This window comes from Amycolatopsis sp. NPDC004378, assembly GCF_053602455.1.
Genome location: NZ_JBSGDR010000005.1, coordinates 350,942 through 368,495, shown reverse-complemented (window position 1 = coordinate 368,495; position 17,554 = coordinate 350,942). Strand labels below are relative to the sequence as shown.

Annotated in this window: 19 protein-coding genes and 1 pseudogene; 15 read left to right on the top strand and 5 right to left on the bottom strand. The window is 71.4% G+C overall.

Annotated elements, in window-relative coordinates:
• Positions 1–2: 2 nt before the first annotated feature.
• The 3 genes from ACWEN0_RS19345 to ACWEN0_RS19335 form a co-directional block, all read right to left on the bottom strand.
• Complete coding sequence (locus tag ACWEN0_RS19345) at positions 3–797, bottom strand: MlaE family ABC transporter permease (RefSeq protein ID WP_451974954.1); 795 nt, start codon at positions 795–797, stop codon at positions 3–5.
• Between the two features lie 362 nt (positions 798–1,159).
• Positions 1,160–2,152: an LLM class flavin-dependent oxidoreductase gene (locus ACWEN0_RS19340; protein ID WP_451974952.1), complete on the bottom strand. Its 993-nt coding sequence runs from the start codon at positions 2,150–2,152 to the stop codon at positions 1,160–1,162.
• A gap of 57 nt (positions 2,153–2,209) precedes the next feature.
• Positions 2,210–4,324 carry a HelD family protein gene (locus tag ACWEN0_RS19335; protein ID WP_451974950.1) on the bottom strand — a complete coding sequence of 705 codons (2,115 nt, stop codon included), beginning with the start codon at positions 4,322–4,324 and terminating at the stop codon, positions 2,210–2,212.
• Between the two features lie 123 nt (positions 4,325–4,447).
• Here ACWEN0_RS19335 and rsmD point away from each other — a divergent pair, with 123 nt between their 5' ends.
• The 12 genes and pseudogenes from rsmD to ACWEN0_RS19275 all read left to right on the top strand — a co-directional run bounded on the left by rsmD (position 4,448) and on the right by ACWEN0_RS19275 (position 12,989).
• On the top strand, positions 4,448–5,008 hold the full coding sequence (gene rsmD, locus ACWEN0_RS19330; protein ID WP_451974948.1) for a 16S rRNA (guanine(966)-N(2))-methyltransferase RsmD: 561 nt from the start codon (positions 4,448–4,450) through the stop codon (positions 5,006–5,008).
• A 43-nt stretch (positions 5,009–5,051) separates the two neighbouring features.
• A complete protein-coding gene (gene coaD, locus ACWEN0_RS19325) occupies positions 5,052–5,537 on the top strand; it encodes a pantetheine-phosphate adenylyltransferase (protein WP_451974946.1) in 486 nt (161 codons plus the stop codon).
• A 142-nt stretch (positions 5,538–5,679) separates the two neighbouring features.
• Positions 5,680–6,381 carry a ribonuclease domain-containing protein gene (locus ACWEN0_RS19320; protein ID WP_451974944.1) on the top strand — a complete coding sequence of 234 codons (702 nt, stop codon included), beginning with the start codon at positions 5,680–5,682 and terminating at the stop codon, positions 6,379–6,381.
• Positions 6,382–6,490: 109 nt separating this feature from the next.
• The gene (locus ACWEN0_RS19315) at positions 6,491–7,219 is read left to right on the top strand and encodes a DivIVA domain-containing protein (protein ID WP_451974942.1); all 729 of its coding nucleotides are present in this window, start codon (positions 6,491–6,493) and stop codon (positions 7,217–7,219) included.
• Between the two features lie 93 nt (positions 7,220–7,312).
• Positions 7,313–7,915, top strand: a complete 603-nt coding sequence (locus ACWEN0_RS19310) for a YceD family protein (RefSeq protein WP_451974940.1) — start codon at positions 7,313–7,315, stop codon at positions 7,913–7,915.
• Between the two features lie 71 nt (positions 7,916–7,986).
• Positions 7,987–8,169 carry a 50S ribosomal protein L32 gene (gene rpmF, locus ACWEN0_RS19305; RefSeq protein ID WP_003090635.1) on the top strand — a complete coding sequence of 61 codons (183 nt, stop codon included), beginning with the start codon at positions 7,987–7,989 and terminating at the stop codon, positions 8,167–8,169.
• 13 nt (positions 8,170–8,182) lie between these two features.
• Entirely contained in the window at positions 8,183–8,932 is a 750-nt protein-coding gene (gene rnc, locus ACWEN0_RS19300; protein ID WP_451974938.1) for a ribonuclease III, read from the top strand.
• Between the two features lie 189 nt (positions 8,933–9,121).
• Positions 9,122–9,438, top strand: a pseudogene (locus ACWEN0_RS19295) (lyase); the annotation flags it as partial.
• Positions 9,439–9,479: 41 nt separating this feature from the next.
• Positions 9,480–10,349: a bifunctional DNA-formamidopyrimidine glycosylase/DNA-(apurinic or apyrimidinic site) lyase gene (gene mutM, locus ACWEN0_RS19290; RefSeq protein WP_451974936.1), complete on the top strand. Its 870-nt coding sequence runs from the start codon at positions 9,480–9,482 to the stop codon at positions 10,347–10,349.
• 58 nt (positions 10,350–10,407) lie between these two features.
• On the top strand, positions 10,408–10,842 hold the full coding sequence (locus ACWEN0_RS19285) for a helix-turn-helix domain-containing protein (RefSeq protein ID WP_451974934.1): 435 nt from the start codon (positions 10,408–10,410) through the stop codon (positions 10,840–10,842).
• 411 nt (positions 10,843–11,253) lie between these two features.
• Positions 11,254–11,823, top strand: coding sequence for a hypothetical protein (locus tag ACWEN0_RS19280; RefSeq protein ID WP_451974932.1), 570 nt, complete (start codon positions 11,254–11,256; stop codon positions 11,821–11,823).
• Positions 11,820–12,989 (top strand): MAB_1171c family putative transporter, encoded by a 1,170-nt coding sequence (locus ACWEN0_RS19275; protein ID WP_451974930.1) that lies wholly within the window; start codon positions 11,820–11,822, stop codon positions 12,987–12,989. The genes ACWEN0_RS19280 and ACWEN0_RS19275 overlap by 4 nt, the downstream gene beginning before the upstream one ends.
• A gap of 110 nt (positions 12,990–13,099) precedes the next feature.
• Here ACWEN0_RS19275 and ACWEN0_RS19270 read toward each other — a convergent pair whose 3' ends face one another.
• The gene (locus tag ACWEN0_RS19270) at positions 13,100–14,002 is read right to left on the bottom strand and encodes an SMP-30/gluconolactonase/LRE family protein (protein WP_451974928.1); all 903 of its coding nucleotides are present in this window, start codon (positions 14,000–14,002) and stop codon (positions 13,100–13,102) included.
• Between the two features lie 129 nt (positions 14,003–14,131).
• Here ACWEN0_RS19270 and ACWEN0_RS19265 point away from each other — a divergent pair, with 129 nt between their 5' ends.
• The 3 genes from ACWEN0_RS19265 (at position 14,132) to ACWEN0_RS19255 (ending at position 16,815) form a co-directional block, all read left to right on the top strand.
• The gene (locus tag ACWEN0_RS19265; protein ID WP_451974926.1) at positions 14,132–14,455 is read left to right on the top strand and encodes a PadR family transcriptional regulator; all 324 of its coding nucleotides are present in this window, start codon (positions 14,132–14,134) and stop codon (positions 14,453–14,455) included.
• Positions 14,452–15,678: an HAAS signaling domain-containing protein gene (locus ACWEN0_RS19260; RefSeq protein ID WP_451974924.1), complete on the top strand. Its 1,227-nt coding sequence runs from the start codon at positions 14,452–14,454 to the stop codon at positions 15,676–15,678. Before ACWEN0_RS19265 ends, ACWEN0_RS19260 begins: the two co-directional genes overlap by 4 nt.
• 237 nt (positions 15,679–15,915) lie before the next feature.
• Positions 15,916–16,815, top strand: a complete 900-nt coding sequence (locus ACWEN0_RS19255) for an alpha/beta fold hydrolase (protein ID WP_451975202.1) — start codon at positions 15,916–15,918, stop codon at positions 16,813–16,815.
• 156 nt (positions 16,816–16,971) lie between these two features.
• Here ACWEN0_RS19255 and ACWEN0_RS19250 read toward each other — a convergent pair whose 3' ends face one another.
• Positions 16,972–17,496, bottom strand: a complete 525-nt coding sequence (locus ACWEN0_RS19250) for a general stress protein (protein ID WP_451974922.1) — start codon at positions 17,494–17,496, stop codon at positions 16,972–16,974.
• Positions 17,497–17,554 lie beyond the last annotated feature (58 nt).

The following is a 17,554-nucleotide window of genomic DNA, read 5'->3' as shown; positions in this document are numbered from 1 at the left end:
GCTCAGCTCCCCTTCGGCGGCACGAGCTGCAGGTACACGGTGGTGAGCACCAGGTTCAGCACGAACAGCAGCAGGAACGTGATGACCACCGACTGGTTGACGGCGTCGCCGACGCCCTTCGGCCCGCCCTTGGGGTTCAGCCCGCGGTAGGCGGCGACCACGCCGGCGACGAAGCCGAAGATGACGGCCTTGATCTCGCTGATCCACAGGTCGGGCAGCTGCGCCAGCGCCGAGAAGCTCGCCAGGTACGCGCCGGGCGTGCCGTGCTGCATGATCACGTTGAAGAAGTAGCCGCCGAGCACGCCGACGACGCTGACCATGCCGTTGAGGAAGACCGCGACACCCATCGCGGCGAGCACCCGCGGCACGATCAGCCGCTGCACGGGCGAGACGCCGAGGACCTCCATCGCGTCGATCTCTTCGCGGATGGTGCGGGACCCGAGGTCGGCGCACATCGCGCTGCCGCCCGCGCCGGCGATGAGCAGCGCCGTGACGATCGGGCTGGCCTGCTGGATGATGGCGAGCACGCTGGCCGCGCCGGTGAAGGACTGCGCGCCGATCTGCGTGGTCAGCGACCCGATGTGCAGCGCGATGACCGCGCCGAACGGGATGGAGACCAGCGCCGTCGGCAGGATCGAGACGCTCGCGATGAACCAGAACTGCTGGATCAGCTCACGCAGCTGGAACGGGCGCCGGAAGGTCAGCCGGACGACGTCGAAGCCGAGCCCGTAGAGCCGCCCGGTCTGCCGCAGCGCGGCGGCCCCGGGGAACGACGCCGTCGTCGTCCGTTCGGCCATGCGTGTGCCTCCCCAGTGGTTCCGGCGGCACGCCGAATACACCCGAGATGAGCAAGGGGAAATGGTCCGAACGGCGTAAAAATTGTCGGCCATTCACGGTCTCGGGGGACACCGTGCCGGTTCCTACTGGTCGGTACGCTAACGACGGGCCTGCTGGGAGACAAGAACTTCAGCATGATCACGCGGTCACGGGCTGGTAACCGCGCATTTCTTGTCGAGCGCTGACAAACGGACCGGATCTTGTTGTCAAAGAAGGAAAAGAAAATACCGACCCGGCTGCCGGAAGTGACGGATGGGCACCTTTGTAGCACCGGACGCGCCGGAGGGCACCTCCACGGCGAAGGTGCCCTCCGGGGTGCTCGTCAGGACTTGAGGCCGGCGACCAGCTCGTACGAGCGGACGCGGTCCGCGTGGCCGTGGACCATCGTGGTGATCATCAGCTCGTCCGCGTCCGTGTCGGCCAGCAGCTGCTCGAGTCCCTTGTGGACGGTCTCGGGCGAGCCGATGATGCTCGAGCCGAAGCGGTCGGCGAGGAACGCGCGGTCGATCTCCGTGTACGGGTACTCCGCCGCCTCTTCGGGGGTCGGCATCGCGATCGGGCGGCCGCGGCGGAGGCTGAGGAACGTCAGCCCGGACGGCCCGGCCAGGAACCGCGCGCGGTCGTCCGTCTCGGCCGCGACGACCGAAACGCCGAGCATCACGTACGGCTCGTCGAGCACGCCGGGCCGGAAGTTCTCCCGGTACAGCTGCACGGCCGGGATCGTGTTCTCGGCCGCGAAGTGGTGCGCGAAGGAGAACGGCAGGCCGAGCCGGCCGGCGAGCTGGGCGCTGAAGCCGCTCGAGCCCAGCAGCCACACCGGCGGCTGGTTGCCCTCGGCCACCACCGCGTTGACGCCCCGCGCCTCGGAGTGGGTGAAGTAGCCGATCAGCTCCTGCAGGTGCTCCGGGAAGTTCTCCGCCGACAGCCCGCCCGGCCCGCGCAGCGCGAGCGCCGTCCGCTGGTCGGTGCCCGGCGCGCGGCCGATGCCGAGGTCGATGCGGCCGGGGTGGAACGCCTCCAGCGTGCCGAACTGCTCGGCGACGACCAGCGGCGCGTGGTTGGGCAGCATGATCCCGCCCGAGCCGACGCGGATGCGCTCGGTCGCGTCGGCGACGTGGCCGATCAGCACGGCCGTCGCCGAGCTGGCGATGCCGGGCATGTTGTGGTGCTCGGCCAGCCAGTAGCGGTTGAAGCCCAGCCGTTCCGCGGCGCGGGCGAGGTCCAGGGTGTTGCGCAGCGTCTCGCCGATGCTGTTCCCCTCCGAAACGGGGGACAGGTCGAGCACGGACAGCGGCACGTCAGGCAGTGAGCTCACAACCGGGGTCAACGCCCCGGTGCCGCCAAAGCTTCCCGCGCCGCCGCCCGGGCGTGTTCAGCGCGCGGGGAGCCAGTCGGGGTTCGAGGCCAGCACGGTCAGCTGCTGCGTCGCCCGGGTCAGCGCGACGTACAGCACCCGCCGCCCGGTCGTCGACTCGACGATCAGGTCGTTCGGCTCGACGAGCACCACGGCGTCGTACTCCAGGCCCTTCGAGTCCAGGCTGCCGACGACCTTCAGCCGCTCGTCCTCGTGGTCCGCCAGCCAGCCGGCGACCTCCGGCACCCGGTCCATCGCCGTGATCACGCCGACCGTGCCCTCGACCGCGCCCAGCAGCTCCTTGACCGCCGCCTGCGTCGCCGACGCCAGGCCGGCCGCCTCCACCGGGCGGACCTCCGGCACGATCCCGGTCTTGCGCACGGCCACCGGCAGCTCGCCGGCCTCCGCGTGCCCGGTCACGACCTTCGCCGCCAGGTCGAAGATCTCGGCCGAGTTCCGGTAGTTCGTGCGCAGCGTGAACCGGCGCCGCGCGGTCTTGAGGCCGAACGCCTGGTCGCGCGCCTGCGCCGCCTCGGCCGGGTCCGGCCACGAGCTCTGCACGGGGTCGCCGACCACCGTCCAGCTCGCGTACTTGCCGCGCCGGCCGACCATCCGCCACTGCATCGGCGAGAGGTCCTGCGACTCGTCGACGACCACGTGCGAGTACTCGTCGTAGTGCTCGGGCCGCGTCGGGGCGCCGCCGGAGCGGTCCGGCTCGACCTCGATCACCTGGCGGCGCTTGCGCTTCGGCGGCGGCCCGATCAGCACGCGCAGCTCGTCCAGCAGCGCGACGTCCGCGATCGACCAGCCCCGCGAGCGGTCCGCGAAGTCCGCGGCCAGCATCGAGATCTCCTGCCGGTTCAGCACGCCCTTCGCGACCGAGGCCAGCCGCTTCTCCTCGCCCAGCCACTTCAGGACCTGCGCCGGGTACAGGACCGGCCACCAGACGACCAGGAACCGGTGGAAGTCGATCCGCTCGCCGAGGTCGGTGACCAGCTCGGCGCGGTCGATCTGCTTGCCGTCGGCCTTCGCGTACTCCTCCGCCTTCGACGCCAGCGCGTCGAGCAGCAGCTCGGCCGCCCGGATCCGCGACCGGTTCGGCGGCGCGCCCTGCGTGTGGGCCTTGCGGCGGACCTTCTCCAGCTCGCGCGCGGTCAGCTTGAGGACCTCGCCGCGGTAGACGATCCGCATCTCCTCGGGCGCCTCCGGCGGGGTGTCGCGCAGCGCCCGCAGCAGGATCTTCCGCATCCGCAGCGACCCCTTGATCGCGGCCAGCGGCGCCGCGTCCTGCCGCGTCGCCTCCAGGCCGTCGAGGACCTCGCCGAGCGCGCGCAGTTCGACGTTCGTCTCCCCCATCGAGGGGAGGACCCGCGAGATGTAGCTGGTGAACACCCCCGAGGGCCCGATCACGAGCACGCCGGCCCCGCCGAGCTGGCGGCGGTAGCGGTAGAGCAGGTAGGCCGCGCGGTGCAGCGCGACGGCCGTCTTGCCGGTGCCCGGCCCGCCGGTGATCTCGGTGACACCGCGCCACGGCGCCCGGATGACCTCGTCCTGCTCCTTCTGGATGGTCGCGACGATGTCGCGCATCTTCTCGCCGCGCGAGCGCCCCAGCGCGGCCATCAGCGCGCCTTCGCCGACGATCTGCATGTCCTCGGGGACGGCGTCGGCGATCAGCACGTCGTCGTCGACGTCCAGCACGTTCTGGCCGGAGCAGCGGATCACCCGCCGCCGCACGACGTCCATCGGCTCCTCGGCCGTGGCCTGGTAGAACGCGGCCGCGGCGGGCGCGCGCCAGTCCGTGACGAGGTTGTCGAACTCGGCGTCGCGGATGCCGAGGCGGCCGACGTAGGTGCGTTCGCCCTCGCGGTCGTCGAGCCGGCCGAAGACCAGGCCCTCGTACTCGGCGTCGAGCGTCTGGAGCGTCTGGTTGGCGTGGTAGACCATCATGTCGCGCTCGAAGAGCATCGACGCCTGCTCGAAGATCGCCTCGCGCTGCGCGCCCTGGCCGATCTCGTAGCCCTTCGTGCGCATCGCCTCGGCTTGGGCGCGCAGTTCGTCCAGACGGGTGTACACGCGATCGACGTGGGCTTGCTCGATGGCGATCTCGGCCCGTCTGACCCGAGGTTCCGACACGCATGGCTCCTTGACAGCTCTGGATCGCCTCCGAGGGCGAAGAACGACTCTACGCGTTGGCTCCGGCGGGCACACCGATGTCCCGGTTCTGAGTGCCACGTGTCATCGGCTCACAATCAGGGGGTGACCAGGATCGTGGCCGGGACGGCGGGCGGGCGGCGGCTGAAGGTGCCGCCGAAGGGCACCCGGCCGACGTCGGAACGCGTCCGCGAAGCGCTGTTCAACGCCCTCGAAACGGCGGGTGAGCTGGACGGCGCCCACGTCCTGGACCTCTACGCCGGCTCCGGCGCCCTCGGCCTCGAAGCCCTCTCGCGCGGCGCGGCGGACGCCCTGTTCGTCGAGGCCGACCGGCGGGCGGTGGACGTCCTGCGCGGCAACGTCGCGGCGCTCGGCCTGGGCGGCACGGTCCGCGCGGGGCAGGTCGAGACGGTCGTCGCGGCGCCCGCGCCCTCGTCGTTCGACCTGGTCCTGGCCGACCCGCCGTACGCCGTGGACGCGGCGGCGCTCGGCAAGGTGCTCGCTTCCCTGGCGTCGGGTGGCTGGCTGGGTTCGTCGGCGCTGGTCGTCGTCGAGCGCGCGGCCCGCGACGGCGAGCCGGACTGGCCGGCCGGCTTCGAGCCCTCGCGCGCGAAGAAGTACGGGGACACGGCGGTCCTTTGGGCCGAATTCACGCCTGTGGCGTGAGCCACGCGGCGGAAACCGGGTCCGGCACGGTAGCGTCCGCGCCATGCGGCGTGCGGTCTGTCCCGGTTCCTACGATCCGGCCACCAACGGCCACCTCGACATCGTCGAACGGGCCAGCGTGCTGTTCGACGAGGTCGTCGTCGCGGTGGGGGTGAACAAGAGCAAGAAGGGCCTCTTCGAGATCGAAGAGCGCCTGGAGATGCTGCGCGAGATCACGGCGAAGCTGCCGAACGTGCGCGTCGACTCGTGGGAGGGCCTGCTGGTCGACTACTGCCGCGACAACGACATCGCGGCGGTCGCCAAGGGCCTGCGCTCGGTCAGCGACTTCGACTACGAGCTGCAGATGGCGCAGATGAACCGCGAGCTGACCGGCGTCGAGACGCTGCTGATGGCGAACAACCCGGCGTACGGGTTCGTGTCGAGCTCCCTGGTGAAGGAGGTCGCGGCCCTCGGCGGCGACATCGAGCACCTGGTGCCGCCGGTCGTCTACGAGCGGCTCACCGAGAAGTTCCCGAAGCTCGGCCGCTGAACGGTCCTGATCGGACTTCCGCAACCCGGGGCGCCCGGTTCCCTTCGTTCGGCCCCCTACGTTCGTCGGGACTTCCGGCCGGGCGTGCCGGAGTTCACGTTCTCGCCTTCTGACGATCATTCGATCGGGTTACGGTCCGAAAATGACCAACTACCGATCTCGCCTGGTCGCGGTCCTCTTCGCGCTCCTGGCCACGTTGTCCATGGGGGTCACCGCCGCCGAAGCGGTGACGGATTCACCGGCCGTCGCGGCCCAGAACTCCTGCGGGAACCTCTCCGGGTACACGCACACGACGCTCTCGGCGCTGCCGGCCGAAGCGACGACGACGTACAACCTCATCCAGAAGGGTGGTCCCTTCCCGTACCCGCAGAACGACGGCGTCGTCTTCGACAACCGCGAGGGCGTCCTCCCGTCCTGCGCGTCGGGCTACTACCACGAGTACACGGTGCCGACGCCCGGCTCGAGCAACCGCGGCACGCGGCGCATCGTGACCGGATCGGGTGGCGAGTACTTCTACACCGGCGACCACTACGCCACCTTCCAGGTCATCGACGTCGGCGGTGGCAGCACGCCCGCGAAGTGCGGCGATCTGTCGAAGCTGACCGGCATCGGCTACTCGCAGCTCTCGTCGGCGGCCCGCACGGTCGTGGACAACGCCCGCAACGGCACCTCGGCCGGCACGGCGTACGAGAACCGCGAAGGCGTCCTCCCGGCTTGCGCGTCCGGCTACTACAAGCTGTTCCCGGTGGGCACGAACGACCGGGTGATCACCGGCAAGGCGGGCGAGGTGGCCTACACGCCCGACCACTACGCCACGTTCAAGCGCGTCGACCTGAACTCCTGAGCCCCGCGCCGGGCGTGGACCACGGGGACACGCCCGGCGCCGGTCGCGTGCACCGGTTCGGCGCCGGATGCGGGCAGACTGATCTCAGCGACAGGGGATTGGAGTTGCCGTGTACCGGGTTTTCGAGGCGCTCGACGAGCTCGTCACCATCGTCGAGGAGGCGCGCGGCGTCCCGATGACGTCCAGCTGCGTCGTGCCGCGCGGCGACGTGCTGGAGCTCCTCGACGACGTGCGCGACGCGCTGCCGGCGGAGGTCGACGACGCCCAGGACGTGCTCGACAAGCGCGACGACCTGATCCACGCCGCCCGCAAGGAGGCGGGGGAGACGGTCGCCGGCGCGAACGCCGAAGCCGAGCGCGCGATCGCCGACGCGACGGACGAGGCGGAGCGCATCCTGGCCGACGCCCGCGCCCGCGCCGAGCAGATGCTCGCCGACGCCCACGACCAGGCGGACCGCACGGTCGCGGCGGGCCAGGCCGAGTACCAGAACCTCACGGACCGCTCCCGCGCCGAGTCCGAGCGCATGATCCAGGCCGGCCGCGACGCCTACGACCGCGCCATCGAGGACGGCCGCGCCGAGCAGGCGAGGCTGGTGGCCCAGACGGAGGTCGTCCAGGCGGCCCACGCCGAGTCGGCCCGCATCGTCGACGAGGCCCACGCCGAGGCGGACCGCCAGCGCCAGGACTGCGACGCGTACGTGGACGGCAAGCTGGCGGAGTTCTCGGAGCTGCTGGCCACGACGCTGCGCACGGTGGACTCGGGCCGCAACCACCTGCGGTCGCCGGCGAACCTCCCGAACTCGGGCGGCCGGCCGACGCTGTACGACTATCAGGTGTGACGAGTCTCTCGGGCCCGCGCTCGCGCACGTCACGCCCGGACCCGGGAGGGACCAGCTCAAAAGGGGTGGCGACCAGTGCGTACCCTGGAGTGGATGTCCGAGAACAAGACCCCCCAGCTCGACGACCGCAGCCTCTGGGTGTTCGACACCCGTGAGCTCGGCCGTCACGCCGGCCTCAGCCGCGCCGTCCGGCGCAGCGTGCCGGTGGAGACGCCGCTCGGCGTCCCCGACGTCATCACGATCGAGGCCGGCTCGGAGCTGGAACTCGACCTGCTGCTCGAGTCCGTCGTCGAAGGCGTGCTCGTCAGCGGCACCGCGACGGCCGTGGCGAAGGGCGCCTGCGCCCGTTGCCTCGACCCGCTGACCGAAGAGGTCGAGGTCGAGGTCCAGGAGCTGTTCGCCTACCCGGGGTCGGCCACCGAGGAGACCACCGAAGAGGACGAGATCCCCCGGCTGGTGGACGACAAGATCGACCTCGAGCCGATCGTCCGCGACGCCGTCGTGCTCGCCCTGCCGCTGGCGCCGCTGTGCACCGAGGACTGCGCCGGGCTGTGCGTCGAGTGCGGCGTCAAGTGGGCCGATCTCGAGCCCGGACACGGGCATGAGAAGATAGACCCTCGGTGGGCCGCACTCGTGGAGCGATTCGACGAGAATGCGGGCGAGAAGCCTGCGCAGGGCCCAGCTGAGCAAGCCTGACGAGCGCCCAGCTCGTTCCGGAGGAAAGTTCGCTCGCCACCGCGAGCAGACCGTCATAAGGAGATCTACTCGTGGCCGTCCCGAAGCGGAAGATGTCGCGATCCAACACGCGCTCCCGCCGCAGCCAGTGGAAGGCGGCTCCGGTGCAGCTGGTGCCCTGCTCCAACCGCGCCTGCAAGCAGCCGAAGCTCCAGCACGTCGCGTGCCCGTCGTGCGGCCAGCACAACGGCCGCCAGGTCGTCGAGCCCGCCTGATCGGGTAGCCGACATGGGGGGCAAGACGCCCGGGGGACCAGCAGCCGATCCGGCACCGTTGCTCGAAGCGCTCGGGGTCACCTTGGACCCCGAGCTGCTCCGGCTTTCGCTGACCCACCGCTCGTACGCGTACGAGAACGGGGGTCTGCCGCCGAACGAGCGGCTCGAGTTCCTCGGTGACGCCGTGCTCGGCCTGGTCGTCACCGACCACCTCTACACCACCCACCCCGACCTGCCCGAAGGTCAGCTCGCGAAGCTCCGCGCCAGCGTGGTCAACATGCACGCACTGGCGCGGGTCGCCCGCGGGCTCGGCGAGGGCGGGCTCGGGGCGCACCTGCTGCTGGGCAAGGGCGAAGAGCTCACCGGCGGCCGGGACAAGGCGAGCATCCTCGCCGACGGCCTCGAGGCCGTCATCGGTGCCGTCTACCTCGCGCACGGCATCGAGATCGCCCGCAAGCTCGTGCACCACCTCTTCGACGGGTTGCTCGCCGAAGCGCCGTTGCGCGGCGCGGGCCTCGACTGGAAGACGAGCCTGCAGGAGCTGACGGCGTCGGCCGGTCTCGGCGTGCCCGAGTACAAGGTCGAAGACACCGGTCCGGACCACCGCAAGGAGTTCACGGCCACGGTGCTCGTCGCCGGCCGTCCCCTCGGGCACGGCACCGGCTCGACGAAGAAGGAAGCCGAGCAGAAGGCCGCCGAGACGGCGTGGCGCTCGCTGTCCGCCGAGCTCGAAGCCGAGAAGAAGGACGACCCGGAGTCCTGATCACCGGGACCGTCGTCGACGGTTTCCCGGACCGCTCAGTAGCGTGTGGCCATCCGCCGCGTTCGTGCTCACCGAGAGGTTGGCGGATGCGTCTTTTCTTCGTTCCCCTGATCGTCGCGGCGCTGGTCGTCGTGCCCGGACATCGTGCTGCGCCACGGCAACCGCAGCACCGTCGAGGGCAACCTGCTCTGCGGATCGGGGCCGCTGGTGACGCTGCCGAGCGGGGCGACGGTCGAGTACGAAGGCAACATCACGTTCGGCGCCGTGGCGGGCATCCCGTCCCGCTCGGTGGACCGAAGCTGGTGAAGGACGCGGCCGGGCTCTACCGGCTGGCCGCCGGAAGCCCGGCGATCGACGCCGGCGTGGGTTCGTACCCGTACGCGGTGAAGGACTTCGACCTGCAGGCCCGCACGGGCCCGTTCGACGTCGGCGCCGACGAGTACCACGCGTCGGGCGCGACCCGGGTTCCGCTGACGAAGGCCGACGTCGGACCGGCCGCTCCGTAGGGGTTCCGGAAACTGTCGTACCCGCCGGGCACAATGACCGCATGCCCGAACTCCCCGAGGTCGAAGTCGTCCGCCTGGGCCTCCAGGCGCACGTCGCCGGCCGGACGATCCGCGAGGCGGAGGTCCTGCACCCGCGCGCCATCCGCCGGCACGCGCTGGGCGCGGAGGACTTCACGCAGCGGCTGGCCGGCACGCGCGTCGAGGCGGCGCGGCGCCGCGGCAAGTACCTGTGGCTGGAGCTGTCCGACAAGGAGGCGCTGCTCGCGCACCTGGGGATGAGCGGGCAGATGCTCGTCCAGCCCGAGGGCGCGCCGGACGAGAAGCACCTCCGGGTGCGGCTCCGCTTCGCCGACGACGGTCCCGAGTTGCGGTTCGTCGACCAGCGGACGTTCGGCGGCCTGGCGCTGGACGACCTGCACGACACGGGCGGTGACGTCCTGCTGCCCGACACGATCGCGCACATCGGGCGTGACCCGATGGACCCGGCGTTCGACCTCGACGCGGCGGTCCGGGCGCTGCGGTCCCGGCGCACCGAGATCAAGCGGGCGTTGCTGGACCAGACGCTCGTGTCGGGCATCGGCAACATCTACGCGGACGAAGCGCTGTGGCGCGCGAAGCTGCACTGGGCGCGTCCGACGGAGAAGCTGACGCTCGCGAAGGGACGCGAGCTGCTGTCCGCGGCCTCGGACGTCATGACCGCGGCGCTGGGCGCGGGCGGGACGTCGTTCGACGCGTTGTACGTGAACGTCAACGGGCAGTCGGGGTACTTCGACCGGTCCCTGGACGCGTACGGCCAGGAGGGCCTGCCGTGCCACCGGTGCGGCACGGCGATCCGGCGGGAGCCGTTCATGAACCGGTCGTCGTTCTCGTGTCCACGGTGCCAACCGCGGCCTCGGGCCAACTTGCGTTGATAAATGGTGTTCAGCTTTCAGCTAGGATGAATGTGCCTGGCAGCTGAGGGAGTGCATCGTGGTCAAGGAGCCCGGAAAGTCGACGCTGGCCGACAAGATCGACCGGCTGTTCCACGTGGTCCGCAGGCCCGACCGGGAGCCGTACAGCAACGAAGAGGTCGCGAAGGCCTGCCGCGAGGCGACGGGCGAGAGCTTCTCGACGACCTACCTGTGGCAGCTGCGCACAGGCCGCCGCGACAACCCGACCAAGCGCCACCTGGAGGCCTTGGCCCAGTTCTTCGGCGTGCCCCCGGCCTACTTCTTCGACGACGAGCAGAGCAGGAAGATCGCGGAAGAGTTGGCCCTGCTGGGCGCCCTGCGCGACGCCGGCGTCCGGGACCTGGCCCTGCGAGCGGTGACCCTCTCGGCGGACGGGCTGGACACGATCAGCGACATGATCGACGCAATCGCCAGGAGGGAGGCCGGCCGCGGCGGACCGAAGAGGGAATCCTGAGGTGCGGGCCGCACGGCGGTCCCTCACGCGCGCGACGCCTTCCGGCCTGGATAGTCTGCTGGGCAGCGGGGTGAGTGGATCCTGCCGCGGGTCGCGTTGCGGCGGAGCTGCTGCCGGGTGTGAGGGGCGCCGGATTGTCCGCGGGGTGCGGTCGTGAGCAGTCAAGGGTGCGCCGCGGCGAAGCGACTGTCGAGCGGTGCCGCGAATCGCCGGGAGTGCGCGGCGCGGCGCAGTGCTCTCGGCGGCCGTCCCGCGCAGCCGGGATGTGCCGCTCGGGGGTTCGGCTCGCCGGACGGGAACCGGCTTTCGCGGCTGGGCGCCGGAAAATGCCCCGGCCGCGCAACCATGCGGGCGGCACCGCGTTGATCCGGCTGGAGCCGTTCGGCCGTGGCGTGGTGAAGGAGGCCTGAGGTGGCGCGACCATCGTGGCGGCGGCGGCCGAGCCGCGCGCTGTGGAAGCGGGCGCGTGAAGTCGCCGATGCCGTCAGCCTGCCCGAGCCCTTCGATGCCCGCGCCTTCGTCGCGAGCCTGGCCGCCGATCGCGGCCGGCCGATCGAGCTCATGCCCGTCAGCGCCCCCGAAGGCGCGCCCTGCGGCCTGCTCATGAGCACCGAACGCGCGGACTACATCCTCTACCCGACCGACACCACCGCCCTGCACCGGCGCCACATCCTGCTCCACGAGGTCGGTCACCTCCTCTGCGGCCACACCGGCCCCGACGGCAGCGCGGACGGCGTCGCGATCGACGCCGCCGCCGGGCGTCAGCTCATGCCCAACCTCTCGCCCGAGCTGGTCCGGCGCGTGCTCGGCCGCACCACCTACACCGAGGTCGAAGAGCGCGAAGCCGAGCTCGTCGCTTCGCTGCTCGCGCAACGCGTCGTGCGGCCCGAAGAGCCGCGCGAACCCGCACCCGACGTCCCGGACGGCGTCCGGCGCTTCGACTCCCTCTTCGGCGGACGTTCCCGCCGTCGCACGCCGTGATCGAGACGCTGGCCTACTACCTCTGCGTCGTGGGCTTCGCCGGCTTCGGGTACAAGCTCGTCGAAGCGCGGCACAGCCAGCCGGTGCGCACGATGTGGTACCTCGCCGGCTTCGGGATCTGCATCGCCACCGGCATCCTCGTGCTGACGCCGGCGATGACCGCCCTCGTCGGCCCGGGCCCGGTCGCGGAGTGGGTCCTGACCCTGGCCGGTGACGAGCTGAAGCTCGGCGCGATCGGTTTCGCCGTCGCCTTCACGCAATCGGTGTGGCGCGGCGAAGGCGCCCGGCTCGCTCCGCACGCGTTGTTCACCGTCGCGACGATGGTGCTGCTCGCGGTGTGCTTCACGCTTTCCGCGCCGAAACGCGTCGGCGACGACACGGTCTTCTCGGGCAGCGGCCTGCCCTTCGCCCTGGCCGACAAGGCGTTGTTCCTGCTCTACAGCCTGGTCAGCCTCAGCCTGCTGATCGCGATCTTCGCCCGCAGCGCGTGGCAGGCCGAGCCGGGACCGCTGCGCACCGGGCTGTGGCTGCTGGTGGTCGGCGTCGGCGCGGCGGTCGCGTGGACGTTCTGGGACATCGACGACGTCCGCCGGCTGGCGGAGACCGCGCGGATCGGCGCGCGTGAGGACCTCCCGTCGTCGGTCCTGGCCGCGGCGACGATCGGGTTGGTCACGGCCGGCGCGACGCTCAGCGCGTGGTCGCCGGCGGTGTCGTCGGTGCTCGGGCGGGTGCGCGCGTACCGGGCGTACCGCCGCATCGAGCCACTGTGGACGGCGTTGCGCGCGGCGGTCCCGGGCATCGCGCTCGACCCGGGCCGCGAGCTCGCGGGCGGCGCCGAGTTCGCGCTGTACCGCCGGGTGATCGAGATCCGCGACGGTCACCTGGCGCTCCGAGCCCACTTCGACCCGGAGCTCCCATCCCGAGCCGAGGCGGCGGCCCGCAGGGCGGGAGTCCGCGAAGCCGACCTGGCGGCCACGGTCGAGGCGGTGACCCTGGCAGCGGCGATCGAGGCGGGCCGCGCAGGCCGGCGCTTCGAGCGCGGCGAGATGACGGACCCGCTCCCGGACGCGGACGTGACCACGGAGGCGGCATGGCTGATCCAGGTGAGCCGAGCCTGGCGCCGCGACGCGGTGGTCGAGCGGGTCCGGGCAAGCGTACTCGGTTGACGTGTTGCGATGTGGTGGTCGAGCGGGTCCGGGCCGGCGTACTTGGCTGACGTGTTGCGATGTGGTGGTCGAGCGGGTCCGGGCCGGCGCACTCGGCTGATCCGCACCGGCTAGCGCGGGTAGCGAGCCCCGTTCACCGTGACCCGCAGCGTGTACACCGAGCTGGATGCCGTGATGAACAGTTCGTTCCCCCGGGCACCGCCGAAGGTGAAGTTCGAGCAGATCTCCGGGATGCGGAGTTTGCCGATCGCCGTTCCGTCCGGCGCGAAACAGTGCAGGCCGTCGTGGGCCGCTGCCCAGATCTGGCCTTCGCTGTCCACGCGGACTCCGTCGAACACGCCCGCGTCGCACGTCGCGAACACCGCGCCGCCCGTCAGTTTGCCCTCCGCGCCCACCTCGAAGACCCGGATGTGGCTCGGCTGCTGCCGGGTGTCCACTATGTACAGCAGGGACTCGTCGGCCGAGAACGCCAGGCCGTTCGGCCGCGAGAAGTCGTCCGCGACGATCCGCACCTCGCCCGACGGGGCGACGCGGTACACGTGGCACGCCCCGATCTCGCTCTCCGCTTTGTACCCCTCGTAGTCACTGTCGATGCCGTAGCTCGGGTCGGTGAACCAGATTGACCCGTCCGAGTGCTCGACGACGTCGTTCGGGCTGTTGAACCGCTTTCCCTCGAACTCCGACGCCAGCACGGTGATCGAGCCGTCGTGCTCCGTGCGCGTCACCCGGCGGCGGCCCTGCTCGCAGCTGATCAGCCGTCCGTGGCGGTCGACGGTGTGCCCGTTCGCGTACTCGGACGGCTGACGGAACACCCCGACCCGGCCGGTCGTCTCGTCCCAGCGCAGTGTGCGGTCGTTCGGGACGTCGCTGAACACCAGGTAACGCCCCGCCGGGAAGTACGCCGGCCCTTCCGTCCAGCGGCAGCCCGTGTGCAGGCGCTGCATCCACTCGTCGCCGTTGACGCGCTCGAAGCGCTCGTCGATCACCTGGAAGTCCGTCTTGACCAGATCCATCACTCACCCCTAGCAGCAGGACGCGGTGCTCGGGGCCCGGACAACCCCCGACACGCCCGTTCGGCGGTCTGCCGTGCGCACTACTGTGCAATGCGTGGTACCTTTCCAAGCGTAAGACTGGAGGGTGCAGTGGAGATCAGTCAGCTGCTCAAAGGGGTGCTCGATCTCGCCGTGCTCGCGGTGCTCCGCGAGGAAGACGGCTACGGGTACGACGTCCTGCGAAGACTCAGGAGCGCCGGCCTGGACGAGGTGGGGGACGCGTCGGTGTACGGGACGTTGCGCAGGCTGTACAAGGCCGGCCTGCTCACCTCGTACGTGGTGCCCAGCGAAGAGGGGCCGCACCGCAAGTACTACAGCCTGAACGAACCGGGCAGGCTCCGCCTCGCGGAGTCGGGGAAGACCTGGCAGAGCTTCGCACGGACGATGAACGTGCTTTTGGGAGAGGCAGCATGAGCGACAAGCCGACCGCCGTGCGGGTGTATCTGGCGCGGGTCCGCACCGCGCTCGCCGACCTGCCCGCGAGCGAGATCGAAGAAATCCTCGAGGACGTCCGGCCGCACCTGGCCGAGCTCGAGGCCGAACTGGGGGAGGGCGCCCGCGTCGAGGCCCTGATCGAACGGCTCGGCACCCCGGAGAGCTACGCGGCCGAGCTGCGCGCGTCCGGCGGGTACCCGGCGCCGGCCGAAGGGGCCACGCAGGTGCTCGCCACCGCCACGAAGACGCCGAGCCTCGCGAAGCCGCGGGTCGCGTTCTGGGGCCTGGCGCTCTGCGCGGTGGCGCTCGCGCTGTTCGCGTTCGGCTCGGCCGTCAGCCTCCGACCCGAGGTGCTCCTGGGTGCCGTGCTCCTCCTGCCGGTGTTCCTCGTCAGCCTGTTCCTGTTGCTGCGGGGCGGCGTCGAGCCGGTGCAGGCGCTGCCGGAGGTGGTGTGGCTGCGGCGGACGCTGGCCAAGGGGCGCGAGCAGGAGGACTCCGGGAAGGCGCTGAGCTACCTGGCTTCGCTGAAGCCGGTGTGGTGGATCGTCTGCGCCGTCGTGCTGATCGCCTTCGGGCTGCTGCTCATGCTGCGCTCGCGCGGCGCCGTGCTGCTGCTGCCGTTCCTGCTCGTCGCGGGCGGCGCGGCGGTGTGGGCGGGCCCGCGGCTGCGCGGCGACCGGCGGCTGCTGTGGGTGGCCGTGCCGATCTCGGCGTTCGTCATCGGCGGCATCCTGGGCGGGTTCGGCGCCGCGGTCGACCTGATCTCGCACCGGAACTCGTACTCGAGCTCGCCGTCGTACTACCCGTCGTCGTCCGACCGGTACGGCAACGACCAGCTGACGTACGGCGGCCACGAGGTCGAGAACGTCTACGCCTTCGACGCCGAGGGCAAGCCGCTGACCGAGGTCTACCTCTACGACGAGGCGGGCAGGCCGCTCACGCTGACCCGCTACGGCTGCGAACGCTCCAGCGGCACCAAGGAGAAGATCGGCGCGGACAACCGGTTCCCGCGGCCGCAGGTCGAGCAGGGCGTCACCGACGACCAGGGCAACTACAACGGCTACAACGGGTACCGCTCGGCGTGCCGCGAGAACGGGGGCGTCCCCTTCAGCGCGGCGATCCCGAAGGTGACGGCGCCCCCGACGACCAGCACCACCACGCCGCCGCCGTTCTCGACGACCCCGGCGCCGCCGACCAGGTGAAAGCCACCAGGAGCGGAGGTCGGGGCCGCTCCTGACGCGACGAAGGCCGCCTCCGGAAACCGTCCGGGGGCGGTCTTCGGTCTTCCTTCGCGCGTGGTGTTCACCCGATCCCAACGTGCGCGAAACGCCCCGCGAACGCGGGCGTGCTGAGCTGGGCCCGTGCCACTCACGGAGTCCGGGGCGGACCCCCTCGCCCCGCGCACACGGGTCGTCCACGGGTACGAGCGCGCCTACCGGATGGCCGGGAGCGGGCCCGCCCTGCTGTTCCTGCACGGCATCGGCGACGACTCGGCGACGTGGCTGGAGCTGCTGGCGTCGCTCGCGGCCGACCACACCGTGATTGCGCCCGACCTGCTCGGCCACGGCGCGTCGGCCAAGCCGCGCGCGGACTACTCCGTCGCGGCCTACGCGTGCGGCATGCGCGACCTGCTGACCACGCTCGACGTCGACCGGGTGACCGTGATCGGGCACTCGCTCGGCGGCGGCGTCGCGATGCAGTTCGCCTACCAGTTCCCGGAACGCTGTGAACGGCTGGTGCTGGTCGGCTCGGGTGGCGTCGGGGCGAGCGTGCACCCGCTGCTGAGGCTGGCCGCCGCGCCGGGCGCGGGACTCGTGCTGCCCCTGCTGGGCGCGGCGCCCGCGCGGCCGGTGCTGCGCGGGTTCGCCGAACTGCTGCGGATCTCCGCGGGACTGGACGCGGACCTCGAGTACGTGCTCACCCGCTACGCCCGGCTGGTCGAGCCGAGCACGCGTTCGGCGTTCCTGCGGACCCTGCGGTCGGTCGTCGACTGGCGTGGCCAGGTGGTCAACATGCTGGACCGCTGCTACCTGACCGAGGGGATCCCGACCCTGCTCGTGTGGGGGACCGACGATCGGGTGGTGCCGAGCGGCCACGCCCTGCGCGCCCACCGGGCGATGCCGGGCAGCAGGCTGGTGCTCTTCGAGGGAGCGGGCCACTTCCCGCACCGGTCCGACCCGGAGCGGTTCCTGGAAATCCTGCGCGAGTTCCTGGCCGAGACACCACCGGCCCGCTACGACCGCGGCCGGTGGGGCGACCTGCTGCGCGCGGGCCGGGCGCCCCAGCTGCCGGACCCGGCGGAACTGCCGGACGTGCCGGCGGTGTCGTCGGGGACTTGAGGGGTGCCCGGTGGGGTGGGGGCTGAGGTGTGCGCGGGGACCTGGGGGCGTGCTCGCGCTGTGGTCGGGTGAGGGGTGCCCGGTGGGGGAGGCTGCGAGCTGAGGCGTGCCCAGGCACGACGAAGGCCACCTCCCGGGGGAGGTGGCCTTCGGGTCTCAGTGGCCGAACGCGCTGCGCGCCGCAAGGTCCGCCAGGAGAGCGCGGCCCTTCTCGGCGTTGCGGGGCTGGGACAGGACGTCGTACCTGCGCGCGACCAGCTGGCTCTGCGAGACGAACCCGCGCTTGTTGCGGCTGGCCGCGTAGCCCAGTGCGCCGAAGAGCAGGTTGAACCCGAGCCCGGCGACCAGGCCGATCACGATCGGGACGAGGCCGGCGCCCGGGTTCAGCAAGCTCAGCACCAGGCCGAGGAACAGGCCGAACATCGCACCGGACGTCGCCGCGCTGCCGAGGACGCGGCCCCAGGACATCTTGCCCGCGATGCGCTCCACGAGCATCGGCTCGACGCCCACGATCGTGACGTCGGTGACCGGGAAGTCCGCGCCCGCGAGGTGGTCGACCGCGCGCTGCGCCTGCTCGTAGGACTCGTACGAACCGATCGGCCAGCCGGTGGGCAGGGTGGGCAACTGGGGCCGCGCCTGCTGCTGTCCGAGCGTGCTCTGCTGCGTGAATGCTGTGGTCATCGATCTCACCTCTCCTGCCCCGTTCAACGTGGGAGTACCCCGGATTCCTCCCGGTCGA

Excerpts from the sequence above, each read along its gene's own strand:
- ACWEN0_RS19345 (WP_451974954.1), bottom strand. The coding sequence starts at position 797 with ATGGCCGAACGGACGACGACGGCGTCGTTCCCCGGGGCCGCCGCGCTG.
- coaD (WP_451974946.1), top strand. The coding sequence starts at position 5,052 with ATGCGGCGTGCGGTCTGTCCCGGTTCCTACGATCCGGCCACCAACGGC.
- ACWEN0_RS19320 (WP_451974944.1), top strand. The coding sequence starts at position 5,680 with ATGACCAACTACCGATCTCGCCTGGTCGCGGTCCTCTTCGCGCTCCTG.
- ACWEN0_RS19310 (WP_451974940.1), top strand. The coding sequence starts at position 7,313 with ATGTCCGAGAACAAGACCCCCCAGCTCGACGACCGCAGCCTCTGGGTG.
- rnc (WP_451974938.1), top strand. The coding sequence starts at position 8,183 with ATGGGGGGCAAGACGCCCGGGGGACCAGCAGCCGATCCGGCACCGTTG.
- mutM (WP_451974936.1), top strand. The coding sequence starts at position 9,480 with ATGCCCGAACTCCCCGAGGTCGAAGTCGTCCGCCTGGGCCTCCAGGCG.
- ACWEN0_RS19270 (WP_451974928.1), bottom strand. The coding sequence starts at position 14,002 with ATGGATCTGGTCAAGACGGACTTCCAGGTGATCGACGAGCGCTTCGAG.
- ACWEN0_RS19260 (WP_451974924.1), top strand. The coding sequence starts at position 14,452 with ATGAGCGACAAGCCGACCGCCGTGCGGGTGTATCTGGCGCGGGTCCGC.
- ACWEN0_RS19255 (WP_451975202.1), top strand. The coding sequence starts at position 15,916 with ATGGCCGGGAGCGGGCCCGCCCTGCTGTTCCTGCACGGCATCGGCGAC.
- ACWEN0_RS19250 (WP_451974922.1), bottom strand. The coding sequence starts at position 17,496 with ATGACCACAGCATTCACGCAGCAGAGCACGCTCGGACAGCAGCAGGCG.